The organism is Uruburuella suis (genome assembly GCF_022870845.1).
GTDB classification, from domain to species: domain Bacteria; phylum Pseudomonadota; class Gammaproteobacteria; order Burkholderiales; family Neisseriaceae; genus Neisseria; species Neisseria suis.
Genome location: NZ_CP091507.1, coordinates 1,553,165 through 1,574,650 on the forward strand (window position 1 = coordinate 1,553,165; position 21,486 = coordinate 1,574,650).

At 55.4% G+C, this 21,486-nt stretch carries 20 protein-coding genes; 2 read left to right on the forward strand and 18 right to left on the reverse strand.

The window, feature by feature from the left end:
- Nucleotides 1-40 precede the first annotated feature (40 nt).
- The 14 genes from LVJ78_RS07000 to LVJ78_RS07065 all read right to left on the reverse strand — a co-directional run bounded on the left by LVJ78_RS07000 (nt 41) and on the right by LVJ78_RS07065 (nt 13,300).
- Nucleotides 41-1,588, reverse strand: coding sequence for an ABC transporter ATP-binding protein (locus tag LVJ78_RS07000; protein ID WP_132953089.1), 1,548 nt, complete (start codon nt 1,586-1,588; stop codon nt 41-43).
- Nucleotides 1,585-2,601, reverse strand: a complete 1,017-nt coding sequence (locus LVJ78_RS07005; RefSeq protein ID WP_132953087.1) for an ABC transporter permease — start codon at nt 2,599-2,601, stop codon at nt 1,585-1,587. The genes LVJ78_RS07000 and LVJ78_RS07005 overlap by 4 nt, the downstream gene beginning before the upstream one ends.
- 3 nt (nt 2,602-2,604) lie before the next feature.
- Nucleotides 2,605-3,114, reverse strand: a complete 510-nt coding sequence (locus LVJ78_RS07010) for a GNAT family N-acetyltransferase (protein WP_132953085.1) — start codon at nt 3,112-3,114, stop codon at nt 2,605-2,607.
- Nucleotides 3,115-3,146: 32 nt separating this feature from the next.
- On the reverse strand, nt 3,147-4,199 hold the full coding sequence (locus LVJ78_RS07015; RefSeq protein ID WP_132953083.1) for an ABC transporter permease subunit: 1,053 nt from the start codon (nt 4,197-4,199) through the stop codon (nt 3,147-3,149).
- 89 nt (nt 4,200-4,288) lie between these two features.
- Nucleotides 4,289-4,495, reverse strand: coding sequence for a DUF2788 domain-containing protein (locus LVJ78_RS07020; RefSeq protein ID WP_132953081.1), 207 nt, complete (start codon nt 4,493-4,495; stop codon nt 4,289-4,291).
- 73 nt (nt 4,496-4,568) lie between these two features.
- Nucleotides 4,569-5,738: an O-succinylhomoserine sulfhydrylase gene (gene metZ, locus LVJ78_RS07025; RefSeq protein ID WP_132953079.1), complete on the reverse strand. Its 1,170-nt coding sequence runs from the start codon at nt 5,736-5,738 to the stop codon at nt 4,569-4,571.
- Between the two features lie 160 nt (nt 5,739-5,898).
- Nucleotides 5,899-7,440: an amidophosphoribosyltransferase gene (gene purF / locus LVJ78_RS07030; RefSeq protein ID WP_132953077.1), complete on the reverse strand. Its 1,542-nt coding sequence runs from the start codon at nt 7,438-7,440 to the stop codon at nt 5,899-5,901.
- Nucleotides 7,441-7,455: 15 nt separating this feature from the next.
- Complete coding sequence (locus LVJ78_RS07035; RefSeq protein ID WP_132953075.1) at nt 7,456-7,953, reverse strand: CvpA family protein; 498 nt, start codon at nt 7,951-7,953, stop codon at nt 7,456-7,458.
- Between the two features lie 2 nt (nt 7,954-7,955).
- Complete coding sequence (locus LVJ78_RS07040) at nt 7,956-8,990, reverse strand: SPOR domain-containing protein (protein WP_132953073.1); 1,035 nt, start codon at nt 8,988-8,990, stop codon at nt 7,956-7,958.
- 4 nt (nt 8,991-8,994) lie between these two features.
- Complete coding sequence (folC, locus tag LVJ78_RS07045; RefSeq protein WP_132953071.1) at nt 8,995-10,287, reverse strand: bifunctional tetrahydrofolate synthase/dihydrofolate synthase; 1,293 nt, start codon at nt 10,285-10,287, stop codon at nt 8,995-8,997.
- A gap of 89 nt (nt 10,288-10,376) precedes the next feature.
- Nucleotides 10,377-10,799, reverse strand: a complete 423-nt coding sequence (locus LVJ78_RS07050) for a protein YgfX (protein ID WP_132953069.1) — start codon at nt 10,797-10,799, stop codon at nt 10,377-10,379.
- 5 nt (nt 10,800-10,804) lie between these two features.
- A complete protein-coding gene (locus tag LVJ78_RS07055) occupies nt 10,805-11,164 on the reverse strand; it encodes a hypothetical protein (RefSeq protein WP_132953067.1) in 360 nt (119 codons plus the stop codon).
- Between the two features lie 142 nt (nt 11,165-11,306).
- Entirely contained in the window at nt 11,307-12,983 is a 1,677-nt protein-coding gene (locus LVJ78_RS07060; protein WP_132953065.1) for a cation acetate symporter, read from the reverse strand.
- Nucleotides 12,980-13,300 carry a DUF485 domain-containing protein gene (locus tag LVJ78_RS07065; RefSeq protein ID WP_132953063.1) on the reverse strand — a complete coding sequence of 107 codons (321 nt, stop codon included), beginning with the start codon at nt 13,298-13,300 and terminating at the stop codon, nt 12,980-12,982. The genes LVJ78_RS07060 and LVJ78_RS07065 overlap by 4 nt, the downstream gene beginning before the upstream one ends.
- A 262-nt stretch (nt 13,301-13,562) precedes the next feature.
- On the opposite strand from LVJ78_RS07065, the gene LVJ78_RS07070 reads away from it, so the two are divergent.
- Both LVJ78_RS07070 and LVJ78_RS07075 read left to right on the forward strand, forming a co-directional pair.
- Entirely contained in the window at nt 13,563-14,453 is an 891-nt protein-coding gene (locus LVJ78_RS07070) for a LysR family transcriptional regulator (RefSeq protein ID WP_132953061.1), read from the forward strand.
- A gap of 104 nt (nt 14,454-14,557) precedes the next feature.
- Nucleotides 14,558-16,459, forward strand: a complete 1,902-nt coding sequence (locus tag LVJ78_RS07075; RefSeq protein ID WP_132953059.1) for an ATP-binding cassette domain-containing protein — start codon at nt 14,558-14,560, stop codon at nt 16,457-16,459.
- Between the two features lie 251 nt (nt 16,460-16,710).
- Here the strand turns inward: LVJ78_RS07075 and LVJ78_RS07080 are convergent, their stop codons facing one another.
- The 4 genes from LVJ78_RS07080 to LVJ78_RS07095 all read right to left on the reverse strand — a co-directional run bounded on the left by LVJ78_RS07080 (nt 16,711) and on the right by LVJ78_RS07095 (nt 21,146).
- Entirely contained in the window at nt 16,711-17,760 is a 1,050-nt protein-coding gene (locus tag LVJ78_RS07080; RefSeq protein ID WP_207894275.1) for a metallophosphoesterase, read from the reverse strand.
- 473 nt (nt 17,761-18,233) lie between these two features.
- A complete protein-coding gene (gene cydX / locus LVJ78_RS07085) occupies nt 18,234-18,362 on the reverse strand; it encodes a cytochrome bd-I oxidase subunit CydX (protein WP_132953055.1) in 129 nt (42 codons plus the stop codon).
- Between the two features lie 71 nt (nt 18,363-18,433).
- On the reverse strand, nt 18,434-19,588 hold the full coding sequence (cydB, locus tag LVJ78_RS07090; protein WP_132953053.1) for a cytochrome d ubiquinol oxidase subunit II: 1,155 nt from the start codon (nt 19,586-19,588) through the stop codon (nt 18,434-18,436).
- A 10-nt stretch (nt 19,589-19,598) separates the two neighbouring features.
- The gene (locus LVJ78_RS07095) at nt 19,599-21,146 is read right to left on the reverse strand and encodes a cytochrome ubiquinol oxidase subunit I (protein WP_132953051.1); all 1,548 of its coding nucleotides are present in this window, start codon (nt 21,144-21,146) and stop codon (nt 19,599-19,601) included.
- Nucleotides 21,147-21,486 lie beyond the last annotated feature (340 nt).

Here is a 21,486-nt window from a genome sequence, read left to right on the forward strand (position 1 = left end):
TTGTTTGATGCGCTTAGAATAGGGGTTTCGGCGCAAAATTTCAAGTGCCCGCGTGCATCAATAGTTTTTTTGTATAGTCTGCATTCGGTTTGGCAAACACCGTCTCCACCTTGCCTGCTTCTATCACACAGCCGTCTTTCAACACCATCACCCGATGCGCAAGTGCGCGGATCACGGCCAAATCGTGGCTGATGATGATCAGGCTCAGCCCGTGCTGCCGCTGCAAATCGGCGAGCAAAGCCAAGATCTGTTGCTGCCATTGCACATCGAGCGCGCTGGTGGGCTCATCGAGCACCAACACCTGCGGGCGCACGATAATGGCGCGCGCAATCGCCAGCCGCTGGCGCTGGCCGCCGGAAAAAGCATGCGGATAGCGGCTCAAAATATCGTCATCCAGCCCCACCTGCCGCAACACTTCACCCACCCGCGCACGCATGGCGGCCTGATTCAGCTGCGGCTCATACACGCGCAAGGCTTCCGACACAATTTCCAGCACCGTCATGCGCGGGTTGAATGCGCCAAACGGGTCTTGAAACACCATCTGCATTTCGCGTCTAAGCTCGGGCCGCCACGCCTGCCCGTTGATGTTCAGACGGCCTTTGGCCGGCATCAACCGCATCAGCGCTTTGGCCAGCGTGGTTTTGCCGCTGCCGCTCTCGCCGATAATGCCCAGCGTTTCACCCGCCTTCAAATCAAACGATAAAGGCTCGAGCAGGATTTTTTCGCGCTTTTTAAACCAGCCCACGCGCTCGCTCACCGCCACGCTGATTTGCTCGGCCGCCAGCACCGTGGCCGCATCAGCAGGCACAGCGCCCACTTCGCGCCGTGCACCGATGCCCAGCAGCATTTTGGTGTAATCGTGTTGCGGGCGGGCAAACACATCGGCCACGCTGCCCTGTTCCACAATGCGCCCACCCTGCATCACCGCCACATCGTCGGCAAAGCGGCGCACCAAGTTCAAATCGTGGGTGATGTAGAGCATGGTCATTTGATGCTCGGCCTGCAGGCGCGCGAGCAAATCGAGAATCTGCGCCTGCACCGCCACATCCAGCGCCGTGGTGGGCTCATCGGCAATCAAAAGTTGCGGCTCGGCCGCCACTACCATCGCAATCATCGCCCGCTGGCGCTGGCCGCCGGAGAGCTGAAACGGATAAGACAGCGCCTTGGTTTCAGGCTCGTGTATGCCGGTTTCGGCCAGCAAAGCCACCGCTTTTGCCCATGCCTGTTTCGGCGGCAAACCCAAATGCAGCGTGAGCACTTCGGCAATTTGCCTGCCCACCGGCATCACCGGATTGAGCGCCGTCATCGGCTCTTGAAACACCATGCCTATGCTTTTACCGCGCAGCTTCTGCAATTGGCGCGGTGATTTTCCAAGCAGGTTTTCGCCGTTGAAATTCAGACGGCCTGTGAGCGACACCGCCGGATTAAGCTGCATAATGCCTTGCGCCAACACCGTTTTGCCGCTGCCGCTCTCGCCCACAATCGCCAGTTTGCGGCCGCGGCGCACGCTAAGATTGATGTCGTGCAGCACCGGTTTGCCGGGAAAAGCGGCGCTGAGGTTTTCGATTTCGAGGATATTCATACTCAGCTCCTCGCCCGCACATCAAAAGCCTGTCGCAGCCCCTCGCCTATCATCACCAGCAGCAACAGCATAATGGTGAGCGCGCACACGGCAGAGAGGCCTATCCACCAAGCATCGAGGTTGTCTTTGCCCTGCGCCAGCAATTCGCCCAAGCTCGCTTGCGCAGCGGGCACGCCTAGGCCGAGAAAGTCGAGGCTGGTGAGCGCGAGCACGGCGCCGGAAATGCGAAACGGCAAAAACGCCAGCACCGGCGTGAGGCTGTTGGGCAGAATATGCCGCCACATAATGGTGCGGTTGCCCACGCCCATGCTTTTGGCCGCCAGCACATAATCGGCCTGGCGGTTTTTCAGAAACTCGGCACGCACATAATCCGACAAGCCCATCCAGCCGAACAGCGCCAGAATCACCAGCAAAACCAGTAGGCCGGGGTTGAAAAACGAAGAGAGGATAATCAGCAGATAAAGCTCGGGCAGGCCGCCCCAGATTTCAAGAAAGCGCTGCATCACCAAATCCACCTTGCCGCCGAAATAGCCCTGCACGGCTCCGGCGAGCACGCCGATGACGGTGGTGACGGCGGTGAGCGCCAGCGCAAACAAAAGCGAATCGCGAAAGCCGTAAACCAGGCGCGCCAGCACATCACGGCCGCGGTCGTCGGTGCCGAGCCAGTGTTGTGCCGAGGGCGGCGCGGGATCGGGCGCGGTGTCGAAATCGTTGAGCGTGTTGGCGGCATAGGGGTTGGGCGGATACACGGCATTATTGCCATCGGCGGTGATATTGCGGCGCACCAGCGGGTCGAGATAATCGGCAGGCGTGTCGAAATCGCCGCCAAACACGGTTTCGTTATAGCTTTTCACCATCGGAAAATAATAGCTGCCCTGATAATGCACCAACAAAGGTTTGTCGTTGCTCCAAAGCGGCGCCAACAAGGCCAGCGCAAACAGCACGGCGAGCAGGCGCAAAGCCCGAAAGCCGCGTTTGTGTTGTTTGAATGCCTGCCAGGCGGAAAAATGTGAATTCATCGGCTAAACCGTAAAAAAAGCGGCATCATAGGCCACCACGCCTTGCGGCAAGGCTTTGTTGGCCAGCGCAACGGCCATAAAGTTTTCAGACGGCACCTCAAACGGCGGCAAAATGCCCAATGGCGCGGCTTCTTGATAGCCGAATTTCGAATAATAAGCAGCGCTGCCCAACACCACGCAAGCGCCGTAGCCCAGCGCACGCGCCGCTTCGTGGCCGCATTGAATCAAACGGCCGCCCACGCCCTGCCGCTGAAAATCGGGGTGCACCGCCAGCGGCGCCAACGCCAAGGCGGTTTCGCTCCCGATGCCGATTTCAGTAAACAAAATATAGCCGGCAAGCCGCCCTTCTATTTCGGCCACCAGCGACAAGGCCGGCACAAAGCTGCGGCTTTGGCGCAAGGCAGCCACCAAATCCTGCTCTTTGCCATCGCTATGCTCGGCCGCGGCAAATGCGGTTTGCACCAGCCGGTAAACGGCGGCGTAATCAGCGGGGATTTCACAGCGGATATTCATATGGCTGCCTTTTAATGTTTCAGACGGCCTCATTATTTCTGGCCGCCGAAATGGATGCGCGGGTCCACCCACGAATAGGAAATGTCCGACAATAATTTTGCCAGCAAGCCCATCAGTGTGAACACATAAAGCGTGCCCATCACCACCGGATAATCGCGCTTCATCACCGCTTCGTATGAGAGCAGCCCCAAACCATCGAGCGAAAACAGGGTTTCTATCAAGAGGCTGCCGGTGAAAAAAGCGCCGATAAAGGCAGCGGGAAAGCCCGTGATCAGCGGAATCATGGCGTTGCGAAACACATGGCGCAGCAAAATCTGCCGCTCGGGCAAGCCTTTGGCGCGGGCGGTGTAAACATATTGGCGGCGGATTTCTTCGAGAAACACATTTTTGGTGAGCACCGTCATTACCGCCAGATTACCCGCCACCGAGGCGGCAACCGGCAGCGCCATGTGCCAGAGATAATCCTGAATTTTGGCCGGCCAGCTCAAGCTTTGCCAATCATCGCTCACCAAGCCGCCTTGCGGAAACCAGGCAAAAAAGCTGCCGCCACCAAACAGCACCAGCAACACGAGGCCGAGCACAAACGGCGGAATGGTGTAGCCCAGCAGAATCAGCATGCCGGTGGCGGCATCAAAACGCGAGCCGTCGCGCACGGCTTTGATAATGCCCAGCGGAATGCAGATAAGATAAGTAAGGAAAAAAGTCCACAACCCCAGGCTCATCGACACCGGCATTTTTTCTTTCACCAGCTCAAACACGGTTTGGTGGTGGAAAAAGCTCTCGCCCAAATCGAAGCGGGCAAAGCGGGAAACCATGTCGCCGAAACGCTCCAACGGCGGCTTGTCGAAGCCGTAGAGCGCATTGAGCGCGGCCATATCGTCGGCGCTCAAATGGCTGCCGCTGCGCATCAGCGTGCCCGTGGCCGCAGCAGCGGTTTCGCCGCCCACGCTGCTTTGGGTGAGCTGCTGCACCATCTGCTCCACCGGGCCGCCGGGCACAAACTGGATAATGGCAAACGTAATCGCCAAAATGCCCAACAGCGTGGGAATCAGCAGCAGCAATCGTTGGAAAATATAGCGCCACATGTGCGCGGCCTTTTTAAAATCAAACGAGTTATCATAGCAAAGATTAAGGCCGTCTGAAACGCTTTCAGACGGCCTTTGAGCCACACCGTTTATTTAGACAGCACAAAAAATTCGATCAATACGTTTTTAAAGATAAAACCGAACACGCCCAAACCCAGCACCAAAAACAAAATAAAGGTGCCGAATTTGCCGGCTTTCGATTCTTTGCCCAAATGCCAAACGATAAAACCCAGAAAAACAATCAAAATGGTCAGGCAGATTTTTAATGCCCATTCGGAAAATACGGCTTCATCCATAATATATTCCTTATTTGAAAGGTGTTTCAGACGGCCTGAACACTTCGAGGCCGTCTGAAAGCCAAGCTGATGATTATGCCAAAGCCTGCTGCAAATCGGCAATCAAATCATCCGCATGCTCAAGGCCGACGGAAATGCGGATCAAGCCCGGGCGGATGCCGGCGGCTTCTTTGGCTTCGGCGCTCATTTTGCCGTGGGTGGTTGTCCACGGGTGGGTGATGGTGGAGCGTGCGTCGCCCAAGTTGGCGGTGCGCGAAAAAATCTGCACTGCATCAATCACTTTCCAAGCCGCCTCTTGGCCGCCGGCCACTTCAAACGCCAGCACCATGCCGCCGCCGCTTTGCTGCTTTTTCACCAAATCGGCTTGCGGGTGATCGGCAAAGCCGGCGTGATACACATTCACCACTTGCGGCTGATGGCGCAGCCACGCGGCCACTTTGTCGGCATTGGCGCATTGGCGCTCGATGCGCACAGCAAGTGTTTCCAAGCCGCCGATCAGCACCCAAGCGTGAAAAGGCGCCATCGACAAGCCCGCCGCATTCATATACATCTGCACCTGCTTCATTTTTTCGGCATCCCCCACCACCACACCGCCCTGCACGCGGCCTTGGCCGTCGATGGCTTTGGTGGCCGAATGCAGCGAAATATCGGCGCCCAATTGCAAAGGCTGCTGCAATAAAGGCGTGAGAAAGGTGTTGTCCACCACCAAAAGCGCGCCCGCATCGTGCGCGATTTGCGCCAAGGCTTCTAAATCGGCCACTTCATTGAGCGGGTTGGAAGGGGTTTCGAGGAAAAACATTTTTGTGTTCGGCTGCAACGCATCGCGCCATTCCTGCAAATCGGTTTGCGACACAAAGCTCACTTCGATGCCGAAGCGCTTGATGTGGTTTTCAATCAGGCTGATGGTGGTGCCGAACAGGCTGCGGCTGCACACCAAATGATCGCCGGCGCTCAAAAAAGTGAGCAAGGCCGCCTGAATCGCCGACATGCCGGTGCCGGTGGCCACGGCTTGCTCGGCGCCCTCCAGCATGGCCACGCGTTTGGCAAAGGTGGCGGTGGTGGGGTTGGCGGTGCGGCTATAGGTGTAGCCCGCCTGTTTGCCGGCGAATAAAGCTTCCGCATCGGCAGCGCTCGGCCACATAAAGCTGCTGGTGAGAAACAGCGCCTGGTTGTGTTCGTTGTATTCGGTTTGCTCTTTAAAGCCGCGTATGGCGAGGGTTTCGGGGTGGAGTGTTCGGCTCATGGTGCTCAATCGTTTAAATAATTGTTAACATTTTGCGCTTATTCAGGCAGGCTTTCAAGCTTTGTTTCAGACGGCCTGATGCTATCGATATAACAAAAAGTGATAACAGGCCGTCTGAAAAAAAGCCGCGCAATCTTTTCACGCGGCTTTTTGCTTCATCTTATTCTTCTTCATCATCATCGCTGATGCGCACGCTGTGATCGATCAGGCTCGGATTGAGCTGCGCGGCGGCCGCAGATGATTTGCTGCCGGATAGGCGTTGCAGATAGGCTTCGTCGATGTCGCCGGTGGGGTAGCAGCCGCTGAAGCATGAAGTGTCGAAATTTTCGATGGCCGGATTGAGCGCGCGCACCAAGTCTTCCAGCGCGCCCAATTCTTGAAACACGCAGCCGTCGGCGCTGATTTCACGCGCGATTTCGGCGGCGGTGCGCCCGTTGGCAATCAGCTCTTCGCGGGTGGGCATATCGATGCCGTACACATTGGGAAAGCGCACTTCCGGCGCGGCCGAAGCGAAATACACTTTGCGCGCACCGGCTTGGCGCGCCATTTCCACAATCTCACGGCTGGTGGTGCCGCGCACGATGGAATCATCCACCAGCAACACGCTCTTGCCGGCAAATTCGCTCTCCATCGGGCTGAGCTTTTGGCGCACCGATTTTTTGCGCGTGGCTTGGCCGGGCATGATAAAGGTGCGGCCGATATAGCGGTTTTTAATCAAGCCTTCGCGATAAGGCTTGCCCAGGCGGTGTGCCAATTCCATCGCGCTGGGGCGGCTGGTGTCGGGAATCGGCATCACCACGTCGATATCGTCGAGCGGCAATTCGCGCGCCACTTTTTCCGCCAGCGTTATCCCCATATTCACACGCGCTTGATACACCGACACGCCGTCCATCACCGAATCGGGGCGCGCGAAATACACATATTCAAACAGACAGGGGTTGAGCCGGGGCGCTTTTGCGCATTGGCGCGTAAAAATCTGGCCGTCAAAGCCCACAAACACCGCCTCGCCCGGCGCAATATCGCGCTCGCGCTCAAAAGCGATGCTGTTAAACACCACCGATTCCGAAGCCACCGCATAAGCCGTGTTGCCGGCTTCATCGGTGTGTTTGCCCAACACCAGCGGGCGGATGCCCAGCGGGTCGCGGAAAGCCACCATGCCGTAGCCGGCGATCAGCGCCACCACGCCATAAGCGCCGCGCACACGTTTGTGCAGGCTGCTCACGGCGTTAAACACATGGTTCACGCTCAGCTCTGTGGTGCCCGAACCGGTCACTTCGCGGCGCAATTCGTGCGCAAACACATTGAGCAGCACTTCCGAATCGGAGCGGGTGTTGATGTGGCGCAAGTGCTTGAAACACACGTTTTCATACAGCTCTTCGGTGTTGGTGAGGTTGCCGTTGTGTGCCAGCACAATGCCGAAGGGCGAGCTCACATAAAAAGGCTGCGCCTCGGCGCTGCTGCCGGCATTGCCGGCTGTGGGATAGCGCACATGCGCAATGCCGGCGCGGCCGGCCAAATCGCGCATATTGCGGGTGCGGAACACATCGCGCACCATGCCTTTGCCTTTGTGCATATGAAACACATTGCCCTCAACGGTGACGATGCCCGCCGCATCTTGGCCGCGGTGCTGCAACATCTGCAGGCCGTCATAAAGCAATTGGTTTACCGGCTCGTGCGCCACTAATCCTAAAACACCACACATTATTCTTCTCCAAAATCAAAGTGTCGGATACTGCACTTGATCTGCCACCACCGGCGGCAGATAAGGCACGGCCAATTGCGCCAATGCCTCGAAATATACTGCGCTGAACGATTTCCGCCAATCGGGCGTTTGCGGCAAATCGGTAAACGAACACACCAGCACCGCCAGCGTGATAATCAACACGCCCTTGGCCGCGCCAAACACCGCGCCGAGCAGGCGGTTGACACCGCCCAGGCCGATGGCCGACACAGCCGAAGTGAGCAGCGAACGTAAAAAATGCTGCACCAGCCATGCAGCAACAAACAATAAAATAAAGCCCACCGCCACCGCAAATTGCGGCGGCTGCACGGATGTGAGGGCCACAGCGGCAAAAGGCGCGGCAAACATTTTCGCCACCAAAAAAGCCACCACCCAAATCACCAGCGAAGCCACTTCGGCAATCACGCCGCGCATCATCGAAATCAAAATGCAAACCACAATAATGCCCAGCGCCACAATATCGAATATCGCCATGATTATTGGCCGATCACCATGCCGTCGAGCCCTTGCTGGCGGATTTTGGCCAGCGCCTGATTGGCGGCGGCGCGATTGGGATAGCTGCCGGTGCGCACGCGGTAAACCGTGCCTTTGCTGGTTTCACTCTCACTCACATGCGCGCTCACGCCGGCGTCGGCCAGCTTTTGCAGCACTTGATTGGCCTGGGCGCTGCTGCTGTAGGCGCCTGCCTGGATAATCACGCGACTGCCGGTGGTGCTGCCTTCCAAAATCGCCTGCGGATTGGCGGCAGATTTGGCGGCTTTATTGTTAAGCACATCTTGGGCAGCGGTTTTTTTCTCGGTTTGCGCCTTGGCCGCCTGCTGTTTTTTCAAAGCTTCGGCTTTTTGCGCTTCAGCCTTTTGTGCAGCCGCACGCTCGGCTTGCTGCTTGCGTTCGGCTTCTTTGGCTGCGGCCTGTTCACGTGCTTTTTGCTCGGCCTGCCGGCGCGCGTTGGCCGCCGCTTCACGCTCGGCAGCCGCCTTGCGCTCGGCCTGATTGTCGATTACCACCACCGGCGGCGGCGCGGTTTCGGCCGGCTTGGCGGCTTCCACAGGTTTGCTCGTTGCCGGTTTGGCCGTTTCAATCGGTTTGGCGGCATCCGCAGGTTTCGCGGTTTCAGACGGCCTCACTTCAGGGGCGCTTGTTTCTGTTGCACTTGGGGCAGCGCGCCCGGCTAGCGGATTAGCCAATTCGGTGCTGGTGCCGGTGTGGGCATCAGTGTCGGTGTCGGCTTCGGGCGCAGGCTCGAGCACGGCAGAAGGTGCCAAATCGGAAGCATCATCGGCAGATGCGGCTTCGTTATTCACCATGATTTGCGGCGCTTCAACCGAAGCGGCAACCATTTCCGGTGCGCTGGCCGCAGGCGCGGCTTCTTCACCCGCGCCTTGGTTGAGCACTTTGGCCAGCAAAATGCCGGCCAGCACCACCATGGCCGATGCGCCCACGAGGCGGCGGCGGTTTTTGCGTTTGAGTTGTTCGTATTCGTCAAGCGAATTCAAGCGTGGGTTTGCCATTGATTTAACCTTGCTGCTGCGCTGCCATCACTTCGGCAACGGTGTGAAACGATCCGAAAACGGTGATTCTATCATTTTCCGATGCGCCCGCCAAAGCGGCATGATAAGCCGCGACCACATTTTTCAAACAATGCACATGGCCGATGCCGTGCGCTTCGAGCTTTTGCGCCTGCACTTGGGCGCTTTGGCCGCGCGGCAGCGCCAGCGGCGCGAGATACCATTCGTCGAATTGGTCTTTCACGATTTCAATCACCGCATCCATATCTTTATCGGCCAGCATGCTGAACACCGCGATGCGTTTTTCAGCAAAAGGCAGCGCCATCAAGCCTTGGCGCAGCGCTCGGGCGGCGTGCGGATTGTGACCCACATCGAGTATCACCAGCGGGCGGCCGGGCAGCACTTGGAAGCGGCCGGGGTTGCTCACCAAAAGCAGGCCGCGCTTGATGGCGCCGATGTCTATCGGCAGCTCGGCATTCAGGCATTCGATTACCGCCAATGCGCAGGCGGCATTGCCCAATTGATAGGCGCCGCGCAAAGCGGGCACCGGCAAGGCATTGCGGTTGCGCATGAGGCCGTCTGAAAAATCGGGCGCCTGCGGGTGGAAGTGAAACGACCATTGCTGCTGCTCGAGCCTGCTGAAACCGAAATCGCGCCCGGCCAGCAACAATTGGGCACCTATGGCCTCGGCGTGGCGGCGCAGCGATTCGGGCGGCGGGTTTTGGCCGCAAATGGCGGGTTTGCCGCTGCGGAACACGCCGGCTTTTTCAAAGCCCACCTGCTCTACTGTGTCACCCAAAAAAGACTGGTGATCCAAATCGATGCTGGTCACCACGGCGCAATCGGCGTCAAACACATTCACCGCATCCAAGCGGCCGCCCAAGCCCACTTCCAATATCATCACATCAACATTTTCGCGCATGAAAATATCCACCGCGGCCAAGGTGTTGAATTCGAAATAAGTGAGCGAAATCTCGCCGCGTGCTTCTTCGATGCGCTCAAACGAAGCCACAATGGCTTCATCATCCACCGGCTCGCCGTTAATGGCGATGCGCTCGTTAAAGCGCAGCAAATGTGGGCTCGTGAGCGTGCCCACTTTAAAGCCGGCCTGCTTGTAGATCTGGGTGAGAAAGGCACACACCGAGCCTTTGCCGTTGGTGCCCGCCACCACCACCACCGGGCATTCAGGATTAAGCTGCATGCGCTGCTTCACTTCGTCCGTGCGCGCCAGCCCCATATCAATCAGGCCGCTGCTGTGGGCGGTTTCAAGGTGCGCGAGCCAATCGTTTAGTGTTTTCATGTGTTGTTAAACATTCAGATAAAGGCCGTCTGAAAGCATTCAGACGGCCTTCGTGGTTATGGTTCAAATAATCTGCGTTTCAGACGGCCTCAATCTTTGGGCCGCCCCCATTTTGCCCAAACCATCAAGCGGCGGTAGCTTTCGCGCTCTGTCATATCGGGCAGCACGCAATGGTAAAAAGTGCGCCCGCCGATATCCCACTGCAAAAACAAAACATGGCGTGAAATCAGGCTTTTCGGCATTAAAGTGGCGGCAAACGCGGTGTGCTCCGCGCCGGTAAACACCGCTGCGCGCCCCTGCCGGTCTACCGCGATTTTGTGCACGGCACCGCGCCCGCGCAAGGTTTGCACGCGCCACGCCCAAACCAAGCTGGCAGCCAGCAGCGATAAACCCAGCCAGCGGGCTGCGCCATAAAAAAACAGCAGGCAAAACAAAGCCGCCGCCAAATGCAGCAGCACGGTGAATATGCAGCCTGCACGCGAAGGTTTCAAGGCCGCCTGAAAAGCTTGCATGGCTTTTACATCATATTGTCAAACACCGGGCTCACATTGAGCTCGCCCGCTTCCATATCGAGCACCATATCGTGGATTTCGATAGTGAAGTATTCCCAAAAAGCGATCAGGCTCATGTCTTGCGGCCAATTTTCTTCCATGGTGTCCCACGCAGCCAATTCGGCCTGGAAAATTTCCAGATAACGCTCATCGAAATAAGCCACCGCTTCTTCCGGCTCATCACATTCGGGAATCAGATACACCGAGCAATTGGTGCGCAGCTGCTCGAGCGTGAGATCGGGCATGTCGTCATCCAGGCTTTTGAGCCATTCGAGAAATTTGGCGGTGGGCTTCACCACCACGGCGGTGCGGTCAACGAAATACATCGGCTTATCCTTTTGGGCAAATATTGTTTGGGCAAATATTGTTTTCAGACGGCATTCTACTATAAACCGCCCACAAAAAAGGCCAAATCGCCCATAAAAAAAGGCCGTCTGAAAAATTCAGACGGCCTTGCATCATGCCGGTTTAGTGATCGGAAGCTTCTTCCGCACCGATGCCGGTCATCGAGCGCACATATTGTGCTTCAAAGCCTGCTTTATCCAGCTCGGCCTGCTTCGATTTATCGGTAATCGAGCCCAGCCAAGCCATAATGAATGCGGCCGGAATGCTGAAAATCGCCGGGTTGCCATAAGGGAAAATCGGCGCTTCGTGATGCAGCACCTGCACCCACACGCTGGGCCCCAGAATAATCAGCACCAGCGCCAACATCAAGCCCGAAAAGCCGCCAATCACCGCACCACGGGTGGTGAGGCCTTTCCAAAACATCGACAGCATCAAGATTGGGAAGTTGGCCGAAGCGGCAATGGCAAAAGCCAAGCCTACCATAAAGGCGATGTTTTGATTTTCAAACATCAGGCCGAACACAATTGCCAACACGCCCAACACCAGCACAGTAATGCGCGACACACGCATTTCTTCTTGCGAAGTGGCCTCGCCTTTGCGGATTACCGAAGCATACAAATCATGGCTCACCGCCGATGCGCCGGATAAGGTCAGGCCGGCCACCACCGCCAAAATTGTGGCAAAGGCCACTGCCGAAATAAAGCCCAAGAACAAATTGCCGCCCAAAGCTTCGGAAAGGTGGATTGCCGCCATATTGGTGCCGCCGATCATCTCCACCACGGTTTTGCCTTCTTTCACCATGGTTTGGAAGAAATGCGGATTGTCTTGCGTTACATAAATAATCGCACCGAAGCCGATTACAAACGTGAGAATGTAGAAATAACCAATCAAGCCGGTGGCCACAAACACCGATTTACGCGCCTCTTTGGCATCGGGCACGGTAAAGAAACGCATCAAAATATGCGGCAGGCCGGCCGTGCCGAACATCAGCGCCAAGCCCAGCGAGAGCGCATCAATCGGGTCTTTCACCAAGCCCCCGGGCTCCATAATGCCTATGCCTTTTTCATGAATTTGCGTGGCTTTGGTAAACATATTTTCCAAGCTGAAGCCGGCGCCTTTCAAAATCATGAAGGCCATAAACGTTGCACCGCTGAGCAGCAGCACCGCTTTGATCATCTGCACCCAAGTAGTGGCCAGCATGCCGCCGAAGAGCACATAACACACCATCAAAATGCCCACGATAAACACCGCCCAAATATAATCCATGCCAAACAAAAGCTGAATCAATTTGCCCGCGCCCACAATTTGCGCAATCAGGTAGAAAATCACCACCAAAAGCGAGCCCGAAGCGGCAAACACACGCACCGGCGTTTGCTTCAAGCGATAAGCCACCACATCGGTGAAGGTGAATTTACCAAGGTTGCGCAGCCGCTCGGCCACCAGGAAAAGCACAATCGGCCAGCCCACCAAAAAGCCGGTGGAATAAATCAGGCCGTCGTAGCCGCGCATAAACACCATGGCCGAAATGCCCAAAAAAGAGGCTGCCGACATATAATCGCCCGCAATCGCCAGGCCGTTTTGAAAGCCGGAAATACCGCCGCCGGCCGTGTAGAAATCTTTGGAAGACTTATTCTGCTTGGCTGCCCACTTGGTGATAAACAGCGTAGCGCCCACAAAAATCAAAAACATCACCACCGCGGCAATGTTCAGCGGCTGCTTTTGCACTTCGCCGCCAATCGCATCGGCCCACGCATTGCCCGACAGCGCCGCTGCGGCCAATGCCAACCATAATTTGCTCATTTTTCCACTCCCATCACATCTTTCACCACTTCTTGGGTCATTTTTTCAAACTTACCATTGGCCAGATAAACATAAATGCCGGTAATCGCAATGGCAAACAAAATCACAAACAGGCCCACATAAATGCCCCAAGTGATGATGCTGCCCTCCGACACCGGCTTGGCAAACGAATGCGGATCAATGCCGATGAATAAAATATAAACCACATACACGGCAAACATCACCGCTGAAAAAGACCAGCCCAGCAACGATTTTTGCCGGGCCATTTGCGCAAATTTCGGGTTGGCCAGCACTTTTGCTGCAGTCTGCTTGTTCATAAACTTCTCCTTTGTTTTCCATGCCGAAAATCCAGCACGTTGGGATTTAAATGCTTTCGCAACCCGCTTGGCTAATTATATTTTTGAATGCCTACAATCCGTTATGCTTATCGCTTTAGGTTAAATGCTTAAATTACAAAATCTTTACACGATTAAAATACCTTTTCAGAAAGTCTTGAATATGTTAAAAATAGCAAATATAAATACAACAAGGCCGTCTGAAAGCGGCAAAATATCCTTCCGCGGGCTACACGAGAAAAATATGGACTACAACCAAATCAAAAGCTTTGTAACCGTTGCCCATCACGGCAATCTCACCCAAGCGGCCGAAAGCCTGCACTTGTCGCAGCCGGCCGTGTCGGCGCAGATCAAAGCGGTTGAAAAACATCTTAACGTTGTGTTGTTTCAGCGCACCAGCGGCGGCATGGCGCTCACCCGCGCCGGCGAAGCCTTTCTGCCCGAAGCCGAGCAGCTTTTGCAGCACCACCACCGGCTCGCGCGTTTTGCACAAAGCTTGTCTGAGCATTATGTGGAGCACGCCGAAATCGGCCTCGTGCACCCGATTTTATCCAGCCGCGTCACCACCCTCACCCGCTGCATCCGCCACCACAATCCCGATTTGCAGCTGCACATCCAATACGGCATGAGCGGCGAAATTCTCGAGCGCGTGCAAAACAAAACCCTGCAAGGCGGCTTTTATCTCGGTGCAGCCAACCATCGCGGCATCCGCAGCCTGTTTCTCGAAGACATCCGCTATTGCCTGATCTGCCCGGCCAAAGCCGCCGCCCACATTCAGGCCGACGACCCCACCGATTTGGAAAACTACACCTGGATTGAAATGTCGGGTCTATCGGGCGGGCGCAAATACCTCCAACAATTCTGGCGCCGCCACCGCCTCTCGCCCAAGCACCAGATTATCTGCGATTTTCCGCAAACCATTATCGATTTGGTCGGCGACGGCATGGGCATGGCCATGGTGCCGATACACAAAGCCGAAGCCGCCATTGCCGCAGGCAAGCCGATTGCCATGCTCGACCAATTCCAGCAAACGCTGCCGCTGCAATTTATTTACCTGGACGAATACGAACAAGATCCGGTGCTGCAATTATTGCGCCAATGCGTGTCGGAAGTGTGGCTCAACAAAGGCTGCTGAGCGGCGCTCTTTTTCAGACGGCCTCAGCGCACAAAAATATCGTTTCAGACGGCCCGCTTCGGTTAAAATAGCCGCCTTATGCTTTTTATCCGAACCGCACACCCATGAATATCCTGCAAGTAGAAAACGCCTCATTCGCCGTGGGCCACGTTGCCCTGCTTAACCACGCCGCTTTCCAGCTCGACAGCGGCGAAAAAATCGGCCTGATCGGCCGCAACGGCGCGGGCAAATCCACCTTTTTAAAAATCCTCGCCGGCGTGCAGAAGCTCGACGACGGCCAAGTGATTATCCAAAACGGCCTCAAAATCGTGTATGTGCCGCAAGAGCCGCTGTTTGATGCAAACATCAGCGTGTTTGATGCCGTGTCGGAAGGCTTGGGTGGCCTGCGCGATGTGTTGCGCCGCTATCACCAAATCAGCCATGCGCTCGAAAGCAGCCAAGATGGCGCGCTGCTCAAAGAATTAAACGAATTGCAAAGCCAAATCGAAACACAGGAAGGCTGGCAATTCGATGCCGCCATCAGCCAAACCATCAGCGAGCTCGGCCTGCCCGAGCACACCTTGATCGGCAACCTTTCCGGCGGCCAGAAAAAACGCGTGGCGCTGGCACAAGCCTGGGTGCAGAAGCCTGATATTCTGCTGCTCGACGAGCCCACCAACCACCTCGATATCGACGCCATCATCTGGCTGGAAAACCTGCTCAAACAATTCAGCGGCAGCATGGTGGTGATCACCCACGACCGCCGCTTTCTCGACAACACCGCCACCCGCATTGTGGAGCTCGATCGCGGCATTTTGCGCAGCTATCCGGGCTCATTCAGCAAATACAGCGAGAAAAAAGCCGAAGAATTGGCGGTGGAAGCCGAGCATAACCGCCTGTTCGACAAATTCCACGCCCAAGAAGAAGCCTGGATACGCAAAGGCATAGAAGCGCGCCGCACCCGCAACGAAGGCCGTGTGAAGCGGCTGGAAGATTTGCGCCGCCAGCGGGCCGAGCGCCGCAATGTGCAAGGCCAAGTCAATTTCAAGCTTGCCGCCGGCGAAAAAAGCGGCAAAATCATTGCCGAGCTGGAAGACGCCTCATTTGAATATCCCGACAAAAAAATCATGGAGCGCTTCACCGCCGTGATTCAGCGCGGCGACAAAATCGGCCTGATTGGTGCCAACGGCATCGGCAAAACCACGTTTTTAAAATTGATTTTGGGCGAATTGCAGCCCACTTTCGGCAAAATCCGCCTCGGCAGCAAGCAGGAAGTGGCCTATTTCGACCAATTCCGCAGCGCGCTGAATGAAAACGACACCGTGTTTTACACACTGGGCCAAGGCAACGATTATGTCGACATCGGCGGCAAGAAAAAACATGTGATGAGCTATTTGGAAGATTTCCTTTTCCACCCCGCCCGCGCACAAAGCCCCGTTTCATCGCTTTCAGGCGGCGAGCGCAACCGCTTACTGCTGGCCAAGCTTTTCACCCGCCCTGCCAATATTCTGGTGCTCGACGAGCCCACCAACGATTTGGACATCGACACCCAAGAATTGCTGGAAGAATTATTGCGCGATTATCCGGGCACCGTATTTTTGGTAAGCCACGACCGTATGTTTCTCGACAACGTCATCACTCAAAGCATTGTGTTTGAAGGCGAAGGCCGTCTGAAAGAATACATCGGCGGCTACCAAGACTATATCGATGCCAAAAGCCGCGAAGAAAAAACCGCCGCCGCGCCCAAGCCCCAAACCGCCGCGCCGGAAAAAGCCAAGCCCAAAGCCAACCGCACCGTGAAGCTTTCCTATAAAGAGCAGCGCGAGCTCGAAAGTCTGCCCGACGAATTGGCCGCGCTCGAAGCCGAGCAAGCCGATTTGAACACGCAGCTTTCCAACCCCGACATTTTCAAAGATTACGAAAAAGCCGCCCTGCTGCAAACCCGAGCCGAAGAAATCGAAATGCAGCTGCTCGAAAAGCTCGAACGCTGGGAAATGCTCGAAAGCAAGCAAAACAGCGCCGGTTGATTCGGGGTTTGCACACATGATGAAAAAGGCCGTCTGAAAGGTTTCAAACGGCATCGGATGGCGATGATGCTTGGGTGCAGGCAAACCTACGGTTTGCTTTGCGCAATTTAATTGTAGCGCGTAGGTCGGATTCTCGAATCCGACACTTGTTCGCAGAACAAGATTTCAGCGCTGCGGAAAATATCGGGTAGATGAAAAAGAAAAAAGGCCGTCTGAAACTTTTCTTTCAGACGGCCTTTCCATCTATCCATTTATTGCCCGGTTACATCAATCACCACCACTTCCGATTGCGAACCCAAGCGAAACGGCACGCCCCAAAAGCCGAAGCCGGAGGTAACGAAAAAGTGGCCGTTGCCGATTTGCTCATAGCCGTAAGCGAGCCGGTTCATTTGGCGCACAATCAGATTGGCCGGTGCCACCTGGCCGTTGTGCACATGGCCTGAAACCTGAATATCCACCGGTAATTTAGCATGCTCGTCAATCTGGCTGGGGCGGTGGTCGAGCAGGAGCACCGGCAAATCGGTGTTTTGCCCTTGCAACAGCGCGGCCGTGCTCGGGCGCTGGGTGTCTAAATCATCGTTGCGGCCGACCAAAAGCAGCCCGTCGACCACCAGGCTTTCATTGGCCAACACCTTGATGCCTGCGCGGGTGAGCTCTTCGGCGATTTCACGCTCGTGGCCGAACAAATCGTGGTTGCCCAAAGTGGCATACACGCCCAAAGGTGCGCGCAGCTTCTCCAAGTGCGGCTGCATGTTTTCGGCGCGATAAGCTTCTACATTATCGTCCATCAAATCGCCGGGCAGCAGGATAATGTCCACTTTTTCGCGCTGCATAATATCGGCAAGCTTGTCGAGCTGGCGCGCGCCCACCAAAATGCCGGTGTGCAAATCGCTGGCCATGCCGATGCGCAGCGGGCGCTCGAGCTTTTTATTGATGCTGATTTCATAATGGCGCACCACCGGCGTGTAGGCGTTATACACCGAATAAGCGGTAAGCCCGATGAAAAACAGCGGCGCAAAAATGCGCAGGCTGCGCGCCACCGGCTTGTGCGCCATCACGCGGCACAAAATAAGGTAAAGCACAAAAGTGGCCAAAGCGGCATACATGGCAAACAGCAGCACCACCATCCACACCGCCATCAAGCGAAACACAGCATGCCCCAGCTGCAACAGCAAGCCGGCAATCAGCGCATTGGTAATCGCAAACACGCCCGCCATCAACCAGCGGCGCCCGCGCGTGCCGATAAAGCCCGCCAGCAGCCATTGCACCGAGCGGCCCAAGCCGAATGTAAACACCTGCATCAGCAAGAGCGTGATAATCAGAATAACAATGCGCACAATATTGCCTCAATTTAAACAAGCTGCGGATTTTAGCATAGCCTGGCTCAATCGTTTTGAGGATGCAGATAACTTCTCATAATTTTGATTTTGCCAACGCTTTTTAACATTAGCTTTTAACATTGGCGGAAAAAGGCCGTCTGAACGCGGCTTTCAGACGGCCTTATTATCTTTGCTTTCACAAGCAGTATGTAGGTCGGATTCTCGAATCCGACACTTGTTCGCAGAACAAGCATCAGGTGCGGCAAATGTCGAATACAAGTATCCGACCTACAAGCAAACATCAAAAGGCCGTCTGAAAGAAAATTTTCAGACGGCCTTTTTATCTTTGGCTTCACAATCCACGGCAAAGCCCAAAAGCAAGCATATTGCCCGCTTTTCAAACACGCGGCTCATTCAAAAAACGAATCTACCCGGCCTTGCCCGCGCCGCTTTTTTCAGGAAGCATTGCCGCGGTTTTTCGGCAGGCTCTGTGCGCGTTCTTCTTCAAACTCGCCCCACATGGCGTTGAGCACCGCCAGCAACACGGCAAAGCCCAAGCCCAATACCCAAGCAAAATACCACATATCGTTGTCCTTTCTATTTGGCTTTCAGACGGCCTTGATTTAGTGAAGCAAGGCCGTCTGAACGTTTGGTGTTAATAAGCGCTGTGGTCGTTTTCACGCACATATTCGGCAGTTACCTTGCCGCGCATCACATTAAATGCCCAGCCCGTGTAGGCCACCACCACCGGCATAATCAGAATGATGGCGAAAAACATCACGGTTAACGTGAGGTGGCTCGAAGTGGCATCCCACACCGTCAGGCTCGAGCGAAAATCGCTGCTGCTGGGCAGGATAAACGGGAACATCGACACCGCAAAAGTGCCGATCACCGCCGCCACACTCACGGCCGAGCACACAAAAGCCAGCAGCGTTTTGCCCGCACGCGCCAGCACCAAAGCCGCCAACATGCCGATATAGGCCAGCACCGGCACCAACATGGTGAGCGGCCAATGTTGGTAATTGAGCAGCCAAGCGCCGGCCTGCTGTACCACTTCTTTGCCCAGCGGATTAGGCAGGCCGCCCGGATCCAGCGTGCCGGCCACCACCACAAAGCCTTCCATACCGGCCACCCACACGCCGCCAATGCTGAACAGCGCCAAAGTAATCAGCGCGCTGTAAATCAGGGTTTTGCGGGTGCGCGCATACACAATGCCCTCGGTGCGGTGCATCAAATAAACGCCGCCGTGAAACACCAGCATCGCCACCGATACCGCGCCGCACAATAAGGCAAACGGGTTGAGCAGCGCCCAAAACGAGCCGGTGTAAAACGAGCGCATGGTGTCGTCGAAATGGAAAGGCACGCCCTGAATCACATTGCCCAGCGCCACGCCGAACAAAAGCGCGGGCACAAACGAGCCGATAAAAAGGCACCAATCCCAAGTTTTGCGCCAGGTTTCATTTTGAATCATGCTGCGGTATTTAAAGCCCACCGGTCGGAAAAACATTGCCCACAACACCGCCAACATCGCCCAATAAAAGCCGGAAAAAGCCGTGGCATACACCATAGGCCAAGCGGCAAAAATGGCGCCTGCGCCGGTGATAAGCCAAGTTTGGTTGCCCTCCCAATGCACGCCTACGCTGTTTATCACAATGCGGCGCTCTTCATCGGTTTTGGCCACAAAAGGCAGCAGCGTGCCGATGCCCATATCGTGGCCGTCCATAATCGCAAAGCCGATTAAAAGCGCACCGATAAACAGCCACCAAATCCATTTCAATGTGGCGTAATCAAATAAATTGATGATATCCATATTTCGCTCCTTAATGCTCTGACTGTTCGTTATCGTATTTGCCGGTGCCCAACGAGCCCGGGCCTATGCGGATGTATTTCTGCATCAAATACACTTCGATAATCAGCAACACGGCGTAAAACGCAATAAAGCCGGCCAGCGAGCCATAAAGCGAATTTACCGACAATGAAGAAGCCGAAAGGCTGGTGGGCAGCACGCCGTAAATCGTCCACGGCTGGCGGCCGTATTCAGCCACAAACCAGCCCGCTTCAATCGCCAGCCACGGCAAGGGCAGCGAAATCACCGCCAGGCGCAAAAGCCACGGCTTATCGGCAAACGTGCCTTTGAGGGAAGACCAAAAGCTCAAACCAAACACCAGCAGCATGGCAAAGCCGCAAGCCACCATAATGCGGAAGGTGAGAAACATCGGCCACACGGTGGGCACCGAATCGCGCGCGGCCGCGGCCACCATTTCCGGCGTGGCCTGGCTCACGTCTTCAATATGCTGCTTCAGCAAAAGGCCGAAACCCAAATCTTCCTGATGCGCTCGGAAAAGAGCTTGCGCTTCGGTGTCTTTATGGTTTTTGCGCAAAGCTTCCAGCGCCACCACCGCATGGCGGCCCGACTCGATGCGCTGCTCGTTTTCCGCGATGATTTCTTTAATGCCCGGTATCGGCGTGTCGAGCGAGCGTGTGCCGATGATGCCCATTACATAAGGAATATGAATGGCATATTCGTTGCGCATTTCTTTTTCATTCGGAATGGCAAACAAATTAAACGAAGCCGGCGCAGGCTCGGTTTCCCACATCGCCTCCAGCGCCGCCATTTTGGTTTTCTGCGCCTTGCCGATGCTGTAGCCCGATTCGTCGCCCAACACCAGCACCGACAAAATCGCCGCCATGCCGAATGCGGCAGCGATGCGGAAGCTTTTTTTGGCAAATTCTACATCTTGCTTGCGCAGGATATACCAGCTGGAAATCGACAACACAAACATGGAGCCGGCCACATAACCTGCCGACACGGTGTGCACAAATTTATTTTGCGCATCGGGGTTGAGCACCACTTCGAGAAAGCTGGTCATTTCCATGCGCATGGTTTCGAAATTAAACACCGCGCCCACCGGATTTTGCATCCAGCCGTTGGCCACCAAAATCCACAAGGCCGAAAGATTGGTGCCCAAAGCCATAAAAATGGTTACCATCAAATGCTGGCGGCGCGACATTCTTTCCCAGCCGAAAAAGAAAAGTCCCACCAGCGTGGCTTCGAGGAAAAAGGCCATCAGCCCTTCCAGCGCCAGCGGTGCGCCGAAAATATCGCCGACATAATGCGAGTAATACGACCAGTTGGTGCCGAACTGAAATTCCATCGTGATGCCTGTGGTGACGCCTAAGGCAAAGTTGATGCCGAAAAGTTTGCCCCAAAATTGGGTCATGTCGCGGTAGATTTCCTTGCCGGTCATCACATATACAGCTTCCATGATGACCAAAATCCACGCCAAGCCCAAAGTGAGCGGCACAAACAAGAAATGGTACATAACGGTAATCGCAAACTGCAGCCGCGATAATTCGACCAAGTCCATAATGATGCTCCTGTGTGGTTAAACGCCGTTTCGCCCACACCGGCCATTGCGCCGCGCCGCAAGATGGCTCGCGCTACGGTGCTTTTTTCGGTGTGGTTGAAATGGTTGAAATTGAAACTAAGCTACATTCTAACGCCACGCGATGCACAAATAAAAGCACGTTTACGTTTGATATGCCCTAGCCTGAGCGCTTCCCCGCACGCAGTTTGCGCCGCCCGCATCACAATATGCACACAGGCAGCGCCCCGATAAAAGCCGCAAACAGCGGCCGAAAGCATCATGTGCCGCTCAAATTTCCGCATTCGATATAAAGCAGATTGAATTCAAAAAAACAATCTGC

Excerpts from the sequence above, each read along its gene's own strand:
- LVJ78_RS07005 (WP_132953087.1), bottom strand. The coding sequence starts at position 2,601 with ATGAATTCACATTTTTCCGCCTGGCAGGCATTCAAACAACACAAACGC.
- LVJ78_RS07010 (WP_132953085.1), bottom strand. The coding sequence starts at position 3,114 with ATGAATATCCGCTGTGAAATCCCCGCTGATTACGCCGCCGTTTACCGG.
- LVJ78_RS07015 (WP_132953083.1), bottom strand. The coding sequence starts at position 4,199 with ATGTGGCGCTATATTTTCCAACGATTGCTGCTGCTGATTCCCACGCTG.
- LVJ78_RS07020 (WP_132953081.1), bottom strand. The coding sequence starts at position 4,495 with ATGGATGAAGCCGTATTTTCCGAATGGGCATTAAAAATCTGCCTGACC.
- metZ (WP_132953079.1), bottom strand. The coding sequence starts at position 5,738 with ATGAGCCGAACACTCCACCCCGAAACCCTCGCCATACGCGGCTTTAAA.
- purF (WP_132953077.1), bottom strand. The coding sequence starts at position 7,440 with ATGTGTGGTGTTTTAGGATTAGTGGCGCACGAGCCGGTAAACCAATTG.
- LVJ78_RS07035 (WP_132953075.1), bottom strand. The coding sequence starts at position 7,953 with ATGGCGATATTCGATATTGTGGCGCTGGGCATTATTGTGGTTTGCATT.
- LVJ78_RS07040 (WP_132953073.1), bottom strand. The coding sequence starts at position 8,990 with ATGGCAAACCCACGCTTGAATTCGCTTGACGAATACGAACAACTCAAA.
- folC (WP_132953071.1), bottom strand. The coding sequence starts at position 10,287 with ATGAAAACACTAAACGATTGGCTCGCGCACCTTGAAACCGCCCACAGC.
- LVJ78_RS07050 (WP_132953069.1), bottom strand. The coding sequence starts at position 10,799 with ATGCAAGCTTTTCAGGCGGCCTTGAAACCTTCGCGTGCAGGCTGCATA.
- LVJ78_RS07055 (WP_132953067.1), bottom strand. The coding sequence starts at position 11,164 with ATGTATTTCGTTGACCGCACCGCCGTGGTGGTGAAGCCCACCGCCAAA.
- LVJ78_RS07060 (WP_132953065.1), bottom strand. The coding sequence starts at position 12,983 with ATGAGCAAATTATGGTTGGCATTGGCCGCAGCGGCGCTGTCGGGCAAT.
- LVJ78_RS07065 (WP_132953063.1), bottom strand. The coding sequence starts at position 13,300 with ATGAACAAGCAGACTGCAGCAAAAGTGCTGGCCAACCCGAAATTTGCG.
- LVJ78_RS07070 (WP_132953061.1), top strand. The coding sequence starts at position 13,563 with ATGGACTACAACCAAATCAAAAGCTTTGTAACCGTTGCCCATCACGGC.
- LVJ78_RS07075 (WP_132953059.1), top strand. The coding sequence starts at position 14,558 with ATGAATATCCTGCAAGTAGAAAACGCCTCATTCGCCGTGGGCCACGTT.
- LVJ78_RS07080 (WP_207894275.1), bottom strand. The coding sequence starts at position 17,760 with ATGCAGGTGTTTACATTCGGCTTGGGCCGCTCGGTGCAATGGCTGCTG.
- cydX (WP_132953055.1), bottom strand. The coding sequence starts at position 18,362 with ATGTGGTATTTTGCTTGGGTATTGGGCTTGGGCTTTGCCGTGTTGCTG.
- cydB (WP_132953053.1), bottom strand. The coding sequence starts at position 19,588 with ATGGATATCATCAATTTATTTGATTACGCCACATTGAAATGGATTTGG.
- LVJ78_RS07095 (WP_132953051.1), bottom strand. The coding sequence starts at position 21,146 with ATGGACTTGGTCGAATTATCGCGGCTGCAGTTTGCGATTACCGTTATG.